Annotated in this window: 10 protein-coding genes; 7 read left to right on the top strand and 3 right to left on the bottom strand. The window is 46.7% G+C overall.

The window, feature by feature from the left end; translation table 11 throughout:
* Positions 1-18: 18 nt before the first annotated feature.
* Complete coding sequence (locus AB8613_RS03380; protein ID WP_372384482.1) at positions 19-633, bottom strand: TetR/AcrR family transcriptional regulator; 615 nt, start codon at positions 631-633, stop codon at positions 19-21.
* Between the two features lie 204 nt (positions 634-837).
* Between AB8613_RS03380 and AB8613_RS03375 the strand changes: the two genes are divergently transcribed.
* The 7 genes from AB8613_RS03375 (at position 838) to cyoE (ending at position 10579) form a co-directional block, all read left to right on the top strand.
* Positions 838-1953: an efflux RND transporter periplasmic adaptor subunit gene (locus AB8613_RS03375; RefSeq protein WP_372384481.1), complete on the top strand. Its 1116-nt coding sequence runs from the start codon at positions 838-840 to the stop codon at positions 1951-1953.
* Between the two features lie 8 nt (positions 1954-1961).
* Positions 1962-5060 (top strand): efflux RND transporter permease subunit, encoded by a 3099-nt coding sequence (locus tag AB8613_RS03370; RefSeq protein ID WP_372384480.1) that lies wholly within the window; start codon positions 1962-1964, stop codon positions 5058-5060.
* A gap of 742 nt (positions 5061-5802) precedes the next feature.
* Positions 5803-6699: a ubiquinol oxidase subunit II gene (gene cyoA / locus AB8613_RS03365; protein WP_372384479.1), complete on the top strand. Its 897-nt coding sequence runs from the start codon at positions 5803-5805 to the stop codon at positions 6697-6699.
* 5 nt (positions 6700-6704) lie between these two features.
* Positions 6705-8780, top strand: coding sequence for a cytochrome o ubiquinol oxidase subunit I (cyoB, locus tag AB8613_RS03360; RefSeq protein ID WP_050612784.1), 2076 nt, complete (start codon positions 6705-6707; stop codon positions 8778-8780).
* Positions 8752-9387 (top strand): cytochrome o ubiquinol oxidase subunit III, encoded by a 636-nt coding sequence (cyoC, locus tag AB8613_RS03355; protein WP_372384478.1) that lies wholly within the window; start codon positions 8752-8754, stop codon positions 9385-9387. Before cyoB ends, cyoC begins: the two co-directional genes overlap by 29 nt.
* Positions 9387-9698, top strand: coding sequence for a cytochrome o ubiquinol oxidase subunit IV (cyoD, locus tag AB8613_RS03350; RefSeq protein WP_010439794.1), 312 nt, complete (start codon positions 9387-9389; stop codon positions 9696-9698). Before cyoC ends, cyoD begins: the two co-directional genes overlap by 1 nt.
* Positions 9659-10579: a heme o synthase gene (gene cyoE, locus AB8613_RS03345; protein WP_372304826.1), complete on the top strand. Its 921-nt coding sequence runs from the start codon at positions 9659-9661 to the stop codon at positions 10577-10579. Before cyoD ends, cyoE begins: the two co-directional genes overlap by 40 nt.
* Before the next feature lie 77 nt (positions 10580-10656).
* On the opposite strand, the gene AB8613_RS03340 is transcribed toward cyoE, so the two are convergent.
* Together AB8613_RS03340 and AB8613_RS03335 are read right to left on the bottom strand one after the other, a co-directional pair.
* Positions 10657-11145, bottom strand: a complete 489-nt coding sequence (locus AB8613_RS03340) for a hypothetical protein (RefSeq protein ID WP_285952892.1) — start codon at positions 11143-11145, stop codon at positions 10657-10659.
* A 155-nt stretch (positions 11146-11300) separates the two neighbouring features.
* Positions 11301-13277, bottom strand: a complete 1977-nt coding sequence (locus AB8613_RS03335; protein ID WP_372384477.1) for an alkyl sulfatase dimerization domain-containing protein — start codon at positions 13275-13277, stop codon at positions 11301-11303.
* Positions 13278-13328 lie beyond the last annotated feature (51 nt).

Below are 13328 nucleotides of genomic sequence, written 5' to 3'. Positions count from 1 at the left end.
ACTATGAACTATGAGCTATTAACGAGGCTGATTGCCTTTCAAGAATAGCGCGACACATTCACGAGTGTAGTGAAGCCTTTCTTCTTCGGACTCTCCGCTATCGTGACCGAAGAATGACCAATATGCCGATTTGCCATGAAACATCAGCAGCAGTTGGCGCGCCGCTATGATTGGCGAGCTTGTAGAAGAGAGCGTTAAGTCGCCAGATTCTATTTTAGTCTGCAAGTAATCGGCGAGTAGTTTTGTGGTCTTTTGTGGCCCCGTTTCTAAATAAATAGAGGCGATCTCTGGATGCGTGTTGGATTGACTCACCGCGTTCTGAAAGGTTTGTCGTGACTGCTCATCAAGCAGCAAATCCTGAAACTTCACACCAAATTTCACCAACTCATCACCCACCGTCGCGTTCATATCAAAGGCAGCAGGGCTCAGTTCGCGCTCTGCACACTTGGTTTGCATGCAGGTTTCGAAAAGTTCGTCTTTGTTTTTAAAGTGAGAGTAGACCGTTTGCTTGGAAACGTTCGCCGCTTTGGCTATCTGATCCATATTGATCTTGAAGCCATGCTCAGAGAAAAGTTGGCTTGCTGCGGTTAAGATCTGCGATCTCTTCTGTTCACTCTTGATGATTTTAGTCACGTGTTGTTTCTCGTTACTTGCTTGGTACTTAGTGTTGCTCAGCTTTATGCACTTGGTTTTGCGCTAAGCATTATGCTTTTTGTGATGGTTTTATCAATCATTAACGGTGAAACTTATTTTTAACATAATCAAACTAGACAGTCTAGTTTGGTTTGGTTAGTCTAAAAATAGAACATGATTGAGTACTGCATAGGAACAGTAAGTATGTATAAATTGATGAAGGGAAGTGCGGTGGCGTTGTCTCTATCGGCTTTTCTTGTTGGATGTGGCGAAAAGGAACAAGCCCAAGATTCGGTTGATTCAACCAATCAAACGGCTTCGAGCGTCCAAACCATTTTAACTGTAGAAACGATGGCCTTAGCGCTGTCTTCCTCTTATGCAGTGCAGCGTGAATATGTTGGTGTGGTTAAGGCGGGTCAGCAAGCCAATTTAGGTTTCGAACTGGCGGGTAAAGTGAATGAGATTCTAGTCGATGTTGGTGACACAGTAACCGAAGGTCAACCCCTGATTCGATTAGACACTCAACTGTTACAGACTGAATCTAGCCAACTAAAAGCACAAGCCGAAGAAGTGAAAGCTCAACTGAGCCTTGTTGCCGCGAACTTAAAACGTCAACGTTCACTGAAAGCGAAAGGCTTCAGTGCCGAAGCGGAGATTGATTCGCTAACCAGTGAACAACGTGTGTTTCAAGCTAACTTGCTGCGCATTGATGCCTCGGTAAAAGGCAACGATCTCAAACTGGTAAAATCGACAATTCTTGCACCGTATTCGGGTACCATCGCAACGCGTTTTGTGTCGCTCGGCGATGTGGTCAATGTGGGTAATCCAACTCTTACTTTGCTCGCTTCTGAAGGCAAAGAAGCCTTTATTGGTATTCCAGCCCATCAAATGACAAAGGTAACCTCACTCTCTTCGCCAAGCATTCGTGTTGGGCGGGAGGATTATGCAGTGACGCTGCTGAATCCGGGTGCCATGGTGGACACGCAATCTCGCAGTGTCGGTCTGCGTTACCTTTTCCCCGAACAAGCCTCTGTTTTAGAAGGTCAACTTGCTTACCTTAAATTTGATGAACAGATTGATGACCAAGGTTATTGGGTGCCATTAACGGGTTTGATTGATGGCCTGCGCGGTGTGTGGAACATTTTCGTGGTAGGTGAAGACAATAAGGTTGAACGCCGCAGTGTTCAGGTGTTGTTTGCCAACAATCAACAAGCGTACGTGAGTGGTGCAATCGAGGACGGCGAACAGGTGATCGCGAGTGGTTTACATCGCTTGGTTCCCGGTCAAACCGTGAAGCCAGCCAGCGTTACTGCTGAATAGGAAATAGTATGAAAATCATAGAGACTATTTCCAATACTCGATTGCTCATCTTGATGACGGCACTACTCATGGTGAGTGGTATTTCTGCGTTTATGACGCTGCCACGCGCAGAAGACCCTGTCATCATCAACCGTTATGCAAATATCACAACCAGCTTTCCCGGTGCCAGTGCCGAACGTGTAGAAACCTTGGTTACTGAGGTGATAGAGAACAAGCTGCGCGAGCTGAGTGAAGTTAAACTCGTGAGCTCAACCTCAAGGCCGGGCGTGTCTATTGTCACCTTAGAATTGAATGACACCATCACCGAGCCTGAGCCGGTTTGGTCTCAAGCTCGCGACAAGCTATCTGACATCGAATCCATTTTGCCTGCGGGCTCTCATTCCCCCGATCTCGACAGTGACCACACCTATGCTTTCACGACCATCGCATCTCTAACTTGGTCGGGTGCAGGCGAGCCTGACCGATTAACGCTGGGTCGTTATGCCAAAGAACTGGCTAAGCGATTACGAACTTTATCGGGCACTGAATTCGTTGATGAATACGGGATGCCACAAGAAGAGATTCAAATCAGCTTGCGTACTGCCGATGCAGCGGCGTTAGGGCGCTCAAGTGCCAATATTGCTGAGTCGCTAGAAGGGGCAGACGCCAAGAACTCCGCCGGTGAGTTAGTGAGTGCTTATTCTCGCTTTGGCTTAGAAATTAAATCTGAACTCGATTCTATTGAACGCATTAAGCAAGTGCCAATAGCCACTGATAGCAAAGGTCACATCATCCGTATGGAAGACATTGCTTCTGTGAAACGTGGTGAGAAAACCCCACAAGACCAGATTGCCATTATTGATGGTGAGCCGGGTGTGATTGTCGCGGCAAGAATGCATCCTGATCTGCGAGTCGACAACTGGACGTCGCGAGCGAATGATCTGATTGGTAAATTTGAGCAAGAGTTACCAAGTAACGTTAAGGTGACGGTGCTGTTTAATCAGCAAGGTTATACCGAAACTCGCTTAGACGATTTAGGCAAAAGCTTGATGATCGGTTTCGGCTTGATCTTAATTGTGCTGTTCGTGACCTTGGGCGTTCGCGCCGCGATCTTAGTGGCAATTTCTCTGCCATTAACCTCATTATTGACCCTGTCGATCATGAAAATGACCGGCGTGCCGATTAACCAAATGTCGGTGACAGGCCTAATTGTGGCGCTCGGGATCATGGTGGATAACGCTGTGGTGATGGTTGATACCATTCAAGCTTATCGCTTGAAAGGGCAACAGCGAGCTGAAGCGACCATGAATGCGTTGAAGCATTTATGGGTACCGTTACTGGGCTCGACACTTACCACTGTCCTAGCCTTTGCACCGATCATTTTGATGCCTGGCGCATCGGGTGAGTTCGTGGGGGGAATTGCGATTACGGTGTCTTTCTCATTGATCGGTTCTTACATTATTTCACATACCCTAATTGCGGGCTTGGCGACCAAGTTATTACCGAAACAACTCAGTGATGTCGACAAGAAAGGGCAGCACCATTGGTACATGACAGGCTTGAGAATTCCTGCATTGACGCGTTGGTTCTCGTCTTCTGTCCGCTTTGGTGTAACGCATCCAATTATCACGATCGCTTTGGTGTTGTTGGTACCATTTACTGGTTATTGGAGTATGTCTCAGCTGACTGAGCAGTTCTTTCCGCCATCAGACAGAGACATGTTTGAGATTCAAGTGTACATGCCACCGCAAGCGAGCATTTATGCGACGAAAAATACCTCGGAAAAAATAGACGATATCATTCATCGCTACCCCGAAGTAGAGCGCATAGATTGGCTAGTGGGCGCTAACTTCCCATCGTTCTATTACAACCTACAAGCTAGGCAAAACAACGCGCCGTACTTCTCGCAAGCCATGGTGAAAACAGAGAACTTTGACCAAGCCAATGCGCTAATTCCACAGTTGCAAAAGGTGTTGGATGAAGAGGTGCCGGAAGCACAAATCTTGGTACGTAAGCTTAACCAAGGGCCTCCATTTACCGCGCCCGTTGAACTGCGAGTGTATGGTGAAAACCTCGATACGTTGAAAGCGATTGGTGAGGATGTGCGATTGATTTTGGTGGGTGTTCCTCATGTGACGCACACAAGGGAAACGCTGCAACCGGGTACTCCGAAGGTGTGGTTGAAGGTCGATGAAGACACCGCAAAACTTAACGGGATTTCACTCAATCAGTTTGCGGGCATGTTGCAAACGACGCTGACTGGTCGTGAAAGCGGCTCTGTTATTGAGGGCAGTGAATCGGTGCCAATTCGTGTTCGTGTTGCGGATGACGCGCGTGAAAACTTAGCGCATTTAAGCAATATCCGTTTGCCGATCAGTTCAGATGTCTACTCAACCGGTATCAATGTGTCTACCTTAGCCGAGCTTGAACTGACGACGAGTCGCGGGGCGATTACTCGTCGTAACGGGCAACGTGTGAATACCATCGAGGGTTACATTGAAGCGGGTGTTTTACCTCAAACCGTGCTTAATGAATTCCAAAAACGCTTAGAAAGCTATGAAATTCCGTCTGGTTACACGGTTGGTTTTGGTGGCGAATCCGCTGAACGAGACAATTCAGTCAACAGTCTTATCTCGAATGTCGCAGTCGTGGTGGTATTGATGGTGTTAGTGGTGGTGATGTCGTTCAATTCGTTCCGAATGAGTAGCATCATCTTCATGGTAGCAGGATTGGCTGGTGGCCTCGGGTTGCTGTCGGTGTGGATCTTCGGCTACCCATTTGGTTTTACGGTGATCATCGCCATGCTGGGGATTGCGGGCTTAGCGATTAACGCCGCCATCGTAATTCTGACGGAATTGAAACTCGATAAACAAGCTTCATCAGGCAATGTGGATGCGGTGGTAGAGGCGGTGATGTCGTGTACTCGACATATCAGTTCAACCACGATTACGACGGTGGGGGGCTTTATGCCATTGATCATCGCTGGTGGCGGTTTCTGGCCTCCGTTTGCAGTCGCGATTGTGGGGGGTACCGTATTAACCACGCTTATCTCGTTCTACTTTGTGCCTGTGGTTTATCATTTGATGACTAAAAATCAGCGCAAAACCGTCGTCGAACCAACAGCATAATCTCTCTCTTAATGACTATTACTCCCCTCCCTTGAGGGGAGTAATACCCGCTTAAAACATCTCTTAATACCCAAAAATCGGCTTTTTATCTTCATCTTTGCCCGTTTTCTACTGCGTATAATTGACATGATTATCATAAAAATCAACGTGTCATTCGATTGGCTGATGGGTCGTCGTCTAGAGTGATATCTTTTGTAAATACCTTTGAAATCGTATGTGAATTCATAAATTTGACGATCATCACACTTTGCTTAATTCGCTCTTTCTAATGTAATCAATCATTATTGTTTCTACTGCGTGTTTACTTTTCTTTCTTCCGTTTCGCTTTAATCCTTTTCTGCACATGGCTCGACTCGTGTGGCACGCCTATATCGTGCGTCTGAATTGCATCAATTTCCCACATCTTACTTTCATAACTGGAAGGTTAGTTTCCAAGTTTGTTTGGTGAGCTTTCAATTTCAACTCCTCATAATGCGCTAAATGTAACAATGTATTTCAAAGTGTAACAATTAAGTCATATTTTTTGTGTGGTTTTAACCGTGCGGCAATGTTTCGGCTGCGCAGCACTGTCGTTTTAACTTGTCAGTTCAACTGTTCAACTGTCGACTGTTCAAGATAGTGGCTAATTCCGTTTCGCTTTGAGATGCGTCGTTTCACATGCTCAACACATAAATATTCTAATGACCATGACAACCAGTACTCGGGCGTTCGTTCTGAGGCTGGATAACCATCGAGAAAGTTAATGGAAGCTTCAAGATATAAACGCATTTTATCGAGAGCAAATCTGTCGAGGATTGGTTTGGTGGGAACCGTCCTGATGCTCGAAGGATGTAACTCCGCATTGCTCGACCCAAAAGGTAGCGTTGGCGTTCAGGAAAAGGAGCTGATTATTACTGCTCTGTTGCTGATGCTGATTGTCGTCATCCCCGTGATCCTGATGACCATCTACTTTGCTTATAGATACCGTGAAAGCAACACCACAGAAGAGTACGCACCTGACTGGGCGCACTCAACCAAGATTGAAATAGTGGTATGGACGATTCCAATCATCATTATTGCGATTCTGGCCACCATCACTTGGCGAACAACACACGAACTAGAGCCTTCCAAGCCTCTGGAGAGTGACGTTAAGCCTATGGTGATCGAAGTGGTCTCTCTGGACTGGAAGTGGCTGTTCATCTATCCGGAGCAAAACATTGCGACGGTTAACTATGTTGCGTTCCCGAAAGATGTACCGGTGACGTTTAAGCTAACTTCAGACAACATCATGAACGCGTTTTTTATCCCGCGTCTTGGCTCGCAGATCTACGCGATGCCGGGAATGGTGACCAAGCTGAATTTGATCGCGAACCACGAAGGTGACTTCAAAGGTTTTGCATCGAACTACAGTGGTAAAGGGTTCTCTCAAATGAAATTCACCGCATCAGCCATGCCTGATCAAGTGGCGTTTCTAAACTGGGTGGAAAAAGTGAAAGCAAGCCCGGACCGTATTGAAGACTGGGATCAATTCCGTTCTTTGGCTGCGCCGAGTGTGGCTGAACCTGTGACTCTGTTCTCCAGTATCCCACCATTTTTATTCACTGATGTTGTGACCCAGTACCCTGGTTCAATGAACTGTTTGCCGGAAACCCAAGGATAATCGTCATGTTTGGAAGATTAACTCTAGACTCAATTCCCTACCACGAACCCATTATTTTGTTCACGTTAACCATGATCGCTTTAGTGGGTGGTTTAGTGGTGTATGCGGTAACAAAAGCCGGTAAGTGGCAATACCTTTGGAATGAATGGTTTACTTCTGTAGACCACAAAAAATTGGGCTTCATGTACATTGCGGTCGCGATGGTGATGTTAGTTCGTGGCTTTGCCGATGCCGTCATGATGCGTAGTCAGCAATTGCTTTCTGCAGCGGGTGAGACAGGCTATTTACCGCCACATCACTATGACCAGATCTTCACGGCTCACGGCGTGATCATGATTTTCTTCGTCGCGATGCCTTTGGTTATCGGTTTGATGAACATCATTGTGCCACTGCAAATTGGTGCTCGTGATGTTGCGTTCCCTTACCTCAATAACCTGAGCTTCTGGCTATTTGTGGTGGGTATCATCCTAACCAACATGTCGCTTGGCTTAGGTGAATTTGGCCGTACGGGTTGGTTGGCGTATCCGCCGCTTTCCGGTATTGAGGCAAGTCCGGGAGTCGGAGTCGATTATTGGATATGGGCGCTGCAAATATCCGGTGTGGGTACCACGTTAACGGGTGTGAACTTCTTCGCGACTATTTTGCGCATGCGTACTCCGTCTATGCCAATGATGAAGATGCCAGTATTCACGTGGGCGTCTCTGTGTGCCAACATCCTGATCATCATCTCTTTCCCAATCCTAACGGTAACCATCGCGTTACTGACTTTGGATAGATACATCGGCACGCACTTTTTCACCAATGACCTTGGTGGCAACGTGATGATGTATGTGAACCTGATTTGGGCATGGGGACACCCTGAGGTGTACATCCTAATTTTGCCTATCTTCGGTGTGTTCTCTGAAGTGACTGCAACCTTCTCTCGCAAAAAACTGTTTGGTTATACCTCGTTGGTATGGGCGACAGTGGCTATCACTATTTTAGCGTTTGTGGTTTGGCTACATCATTTCTTCACCATGGGTTCTGGCGCCAATGTGAATGCCTTCTTCGGCATCGCGACCATGATTATCTCTATCCCAACCGGGGTTAAGATCTTCAACTGGCTGTTCACCATGTACAAAGGACGTATCCGCTTTACCACGCCAATGATGTGGACCGTGGGCTTCCTAATCACCTTTACCGTTGGTGGTATGACGGGCGTATTGATGGCAGTACCGGGCGCAGATTTCATTTTGCATAACTCGGTATTCCTGATTGCGCACTTCCACAACGTAATCATCGGTGGCGTTGTCTTCGGTTGTTTTGCAGCGATTGGTTACTGGTTCCCGAAAGCGACTGGTTTCACTCTGAACGAGCTTTGGGGCAAACGCGCATTCTACTGCTGGATCATCGGTTTCTTGATGGCGTTCTTGCCACTTTACGCTCTGGGCTTTATGGGCATGACGCGTCGTTTGAGCCAAGACATCAACCCTGAGTTCTTCCCTCTACTGGCGGTTGCGGCTGCTGGTACGGGCGTGATTGCGATGGGTGTGGTGTGTCAGTTCGTTCAGATTTACGTGAGTGTTCGTGACCGCGACCAAAACCGAGATCTAACAGGTGACCCATGGGGTGGACGTACATTCGAATGGGCAACGTCTTCACCACCGCCGTTCTACAACTTTGCAAAATTGCCTAAGGGCGATGAGATCGATTCGTTCTGGTATCAAAAGCAAAGTGGTGAGTTTGACCCGACTCAGGAAGAAGAATACGAACGTATTCACATGCCGAAGAATACACCGACAGGTATCTATGTTTCTGCATGGGCGTTGGCATTTGGCTTCGCGATGATCTGGTACATCTGGTGGTTAGCAGCAGCAAGCTTAGTGGGCATCGTGGTGACGTGTATTCAACACAGCTACAACGACGATGTGGACTACTACGTGGAAGTTGAAGAGATCAAAGCGATTGAAGCTGCTCGACGTGCGCAGCTTGAAGAAGCAAAGAAACAGTCAGTGAAAGGCGACAACTCTGGTCGTGGTAACAGCGCTGACAGTGATAACAACGACAATAAAGATGACTTGGAGACGACGTATGCAAGCTAATACTCCGTCACACACTTATGATCTTGCACACTCGCATGATCATCACCACGAATCCGCGGGCAACAAGTTGTTTGGTTTCTGGGTTTACTTGATGAGTGACTGTGTCCTGTTTGCCACGCTTTTCGCGACTTATGCCGTGCTTGAGAGTGGATCAATAGCAGGGCCGACAGGTAAAGACATCTTTGAACTGCCGTTCGTGTTTGTCGAAACCATGATGCTGTTGTTCAGTAGTATCACCTTTGGCTTTGGCATGATTGCAATGAAGCGCAAAGACGTTACCGGACTGAAGCGATGGATCAAAGTTACTTTCGTATTGGGTTTAGCCTTTATCTGTATGGAAGTGTATGAGTTCCATCACTTGATTGCAGAAGGCTATGGCCCTCAAGAGAGTGCGTTCCTTTCTGCATTCTTTACCTTGGTTGGCACACACGGTTTGCACGTCACGTTCGGTCTGATTTGGATGGCGGTGGCGTATCACCAGCTTTCAACCAAAGGCTTGAACGACAACATGTCGATGCGTTTCCAGTGCTTAAGCCTGTTCTGGCATTTCCTTGATATCGTTTGGATTTGTGTATTTACCATCGTGTACTTAATGGGGGTGATGTAATGGAACAGCATCTAGATAGCGGTGCAACGGATTATGTGAAAGGCTTTATTGCGTCACTAATTCTGACCATTATTCCGTTCTACATTGTGTGGTCACATGCGCTACCAAGCACGGAAACTTACGTGATCTTGTTTGGTTGTGCGCTGGTGCAAATCTTTGTGCACTTTAAGTACTTCTTACATATGGAAGCGAAATCTTCCGATGGGCGTTGGAACTTGGTGTCACTGATGTTTACTGCCATTGTTGTATTGATTCTTATCGCTGGCTCGGTATGGATCATCTACAACATGAACGTCAACATGAAGTTGTAGGCCAAGGTATGCTGAAAAAATATTTGTCTATTACCAAACCGGGCATCATTTTCGGCAACCTGATTTCTGTTGCGGCGGGGTTCTTCCTCGCCGCAAAAACAGAACCAGCCAGTGCGATGTTGTTACTGACGACTTTAGCGGGTGTAGGGCTTGTGATTGCATCAGGTTGCGTGGTGAACAACATCTTTGATCGAGATATCGACCAGAAAATGAAACGTACCCAGAACCGTGAATTGGTTCAGGGCAATATCAACACAGACGTCGCATTTATCTATGCGTTAGTTATGTTGTTGGCAGGCACAGCGTTGCTGTTTCAATTTGTTAATCCGATGTCTGCGGTTGTGGTGTTGCTTGGCTATGTGTTTTACGTCTTTTTCTACACCATGTGGTACAAGCGTAATTCGGTTTACGGCACCTTAGTTGGCAGTATCTCTGGCGCAGTTCCGCCATTAGTTGGTTACCTTGGTGTGACGAATTACTTGAGCTTAGAAGCCGTTCTGCTGTTCATCATGTTCTGCTTATGGCAGATGCCACACTCGTATGCGATTGCGATGTTCCGCATTCAAGACTACCGCGATGCAGGTATACCTGTGTTACCGGTGAAAGAGGGCGTCGACAAAGCACATCAGCACATGAAAGCGTATGTAGTAGCGTTTGGCGCAGTTGCTCTGGCGTTGTTCTTACTCGGAGAGGCGGGTTATGAATACCTAGCGGTGTCGGCGGCCGTTTGCTTTATGTGGACCAAAGTGACATTCCGTAAGGTTGATTGTCTTAACTACATTCAGTGGTCAAAGACCGTTTTCAAGGTTTCTCTGCTGGTGGTGATGGGCATCAGTGGCGTACTAGGGCTCGAACTGATTCCGCTGCCTACGCTTTTTTGATTTAAGTTTGTCGTTGAACCCTCAATGTTCTGAAGTCCGAGGGTTTGACGACTTTTTATCTGTCCCGCTTTAAGCTATTACCCTTCAAAAATATCACTAAGCCAATCTTCAAGCTGCTCTCGTTTGTCTTGAGGGCCATTGATTACCACTAATCCATTCAGTGTCGCTTGATCCCAAGAGATCGTTCCGTTCGCTAATGCATCGAACACGTCGAGCTCTGTAATAAGCAATAAATCGTTCTCTGTCGGCAAAGTGTCTCTTCCTGAAATGTTCACGCCTTTTTCAATGCTGATTTGGCTGTAGTGACCTTTAATCGCTTCAAATAAGTTGAATTCAATCTTACTCAGATGCGCCTTTGCGAGTGCTGACTTTATCGAAAACAGTTTGAAATGATCCGGTTTATCTAGGTTTCCGAACTCGTCATCTTGCCTTGCTGTGATGACATTGCCAAATACCTCCAGTGAACCGGGCTCTGTCACTAAACTAAATCCGGTTTCTTGGTGTAATCCGCAAGCTAATACCAGAGAAGAACTGAGTGAAAGCAAAAGAACAAAACGTTTTAGCATGTGTGAACCTTAAAAGAAGCAGGGCAGTTTCCTTACTCCAACAATAGACCTAGATCGTTGAGTTAAGGTTGCGAACTGTACCAATAAATAAACGATAAAGGGACCACAATGGGTCCCTAAGTTATCGACTCGCCATCCTTAGCAGCCTTTGATTATTAGCGAACGATGAGCATGATCTCTTCTGGAGTCATTGGCTTATCGAAGTAGCTCATGAATTGACCGAAGCCTTTGATGTCGCCATTCGAGAACTTGAATGCACCAGACTGTAGGTTAGTACCAATCACTTGTTGAGCGTTTGGACCCGCAATCAATATTTGGTTCAGTACGGCACGAGTAGTGTCGATTTGAACGTCTGCACCTTTCACTGCTTCTTCGTGTAACTGAGCAATACCGTTACGGATTTCGATAGTGAATGCTTCGTTCGTATCAGAGAAGTTGTACGTTAGCATCATGTTTACGTCTAACGAGTTTTCTGCGATAAGCGTTGAGGTCATCATGTCGAAGATCTGCTTGCTTGGTAGCGCAGTAAGAACGTCAACAGAAGCGAAGTTGATCATATTAGAGAAGTCACGCTTGTTCTCAAGTTCAGCAGCAGCGTTAAGTGCCCAGTTACGCCAGTTGATGTTCACTTGGTCAGCAGCCCATGCTTTGTAAGCTTGTGCTTTCATTTCGCGAGCTTCCATATCTTGCTTGTTTACCGTGATCGGGTAAGAAAGAATTTCTGCTGCAAATGTGTAATTTTCTGCCTTAATTGCTGCTTGTGCAGTCGTAAGGATGTTGTCACGACCGCCCATGACCTCTACGAAGGCTTTAGCGCGTTGCTCGTAAGCCATTGGCTCTAGCTGCCATGGGTCACCTTCGAAGAAACCGTTGTAACCTACGTAAATCTGACGCACGGCGTGTGCAACAGTGCCGTAGTGCTCACCTAACCACGGGTGTTCTGCAAGGTGCTTCGGAAGTTTAACGACCTCAACTAGCTCATCTGGCGTCATACCTTTGTTCATGTAACGGATAGTTTGGTCATGCGTGTATTGAATCGCATCACGGTAAGCCGTTAATACGTCAGATACCGCTTCTTTGCCTTCAACAGGACGACCGTGAGAGTTAATCATGATCTCAGTGTCGAACTTACGCATTACGTCGATGCCCTTGAACCACATTGATGGGTCACGGAATTTAGTACCACGGATGGTGTGAAGGTTAGGGAAGTTCTCTCCTTGAAGTACTTCAGCCGCGTGCAGGATTTTTTGCTCTGGGAAGTAAACCACTAGCTCATCTTTGGTTTCAGATGGCACGTTCTCGATGTGCATTTTCACGCCAGCAATTTCGATTTCGATGTGGCTTTGGCTTGGTACAAGCAGGTTTGGTTCAATGAACGAGATAGCACCTTGCATGAAGCGTGGACCAAGGCCATCGTTTACTGTGCCGTGCTCGCCTTCTTCTACGTGCTTAGCGCCTGTGTAAGAAGTACGGTGACCAAATAGAGTACCTAGGTTTGAAGACCAGTTAGCCACTGCCGCGGTTAGGCCTTCTTCTGCGATGATTTTCACTTCACCTGATGCCACTTCTTCATCCGTTACCCATGCACGCACACCTGAGATGTGGTCGATGTGGTTGTGAGAGTAGATGATGGCTTTAACTGGCTTGTCTGTGATTTGACGAAACTGCTCTTTAACCGATTGAGCCATTTCTACCGACTCACCTGGATCAACAATAATGATACCGTCAGTACCTTCGATCATTACTGGTGTATCGAGACCAAAACCGTAACCAAGGTAAATGTTGTCATCAACTTTGATGATTGCTTGGTCCATTTTTCGGCCATGCTTAGTTAGAGTTGGATGAACGTGGTCAGATTCTTCTGTGTAGGCCAGAGAGTGGCCAGTTTTAGAAACAACTTGGATACGCTCGCCTGTGCCCCAGAACATGTTTGATTTGTGTTCGAATAGAACCTCGCTTTTGTAGCGAGCATCAAGGTCAATGTCTTGGTATTGCGCAGCATTTGCTGTCTGAAGTTCTTGGCCTACTTTCGATGTCGCTTCTACAGTTGGCGTTGCAGATGCAAAACCAGCAGCAAATAAAGCGCTTGCGATAGCAACAGGAAGCGCCATTTTCTTAAATGTATTAGTCATGGTAGTGACCTTATATTTGGATACAGGAATTGGATTTCTTGAGCCAAATGA

It is taken from the genome of Vibrio sp. BS-M-Sm-2 (assembly GCF_041504345.1).
Classification (GTDB): domain Bacteria; phylum Pseudomonadota; class Gammaproteobacteria; order Enterobacterales; family Vibrionaceae; genus Vibrio; species Vibrio satsumensis.
Note: the sequence above shows the minus strand (reverse complement) of the source record. Positions and strands in the feature narration are given on the sequence as shown.

Bases quoted from the DNA above. Each gene is read 5' to 3' on its own strand.
- cyoB (WP_050612784.1), top strand. From the start codon at position 6,705: ATGTTTGGAAGATTAACTCTAGACTCAATTCCCTACCACGAACCCATT.
- cyoD (WP_010439794.1), top strand. From the start codon at position 9,387: ATGGAACAGCATCTAGATAGCGGTGCAACGGATTATGTGAAAGGCTTT.
- AB8613_RS03335 (WP_372384477.1), bottom strand. From the start codon at position 13,277: ATGACTAATACATTTAAGAAAATGGCGCTTCCTGTTGCTATCGCAAGC.
- AB8613_RS03375 (WP_372384481.1), top strand. From the start codon at position 838: ATGTATAAATTGATGAAGGGAAGTGCGGTGGCGTTGTCTCTATCGGCT.
- AB8613_RS03370 (WP_372384480.1), top strand. From the start codon at position 1,962: ATGAAAATCATAGAGACTATTTCCAATACTCGATTGCTCATCTTGATG.
- AB8613_RS03340 (WP_285952892.1), bottom strand. From the start codon at position 11,145: ATGCTAAAACGTTTTGTTCTTTTGCTTTCACTCAGTTCTTCTCTGGTA.
- cyoA (WP_372384479.1), top strand. From the start codon at position 5,803: ATGGAAGCTTCAAGATATAAACGCATTTTATCGAGAGCAAATCTGTCG.
- cyoE (WP_372304826.1), top strand. From the start codon at position 9,659: ATGGATCATCTACAACATGAACGTCAACATGAAGTTGTAGGCCAAGGT.
- cyoC (WP_372384478.1), top strand. From the start codon at position 8,752: ATGACTTGGAGACGACGTATGCAAGCTAATACTCCGTCACACACTTAT.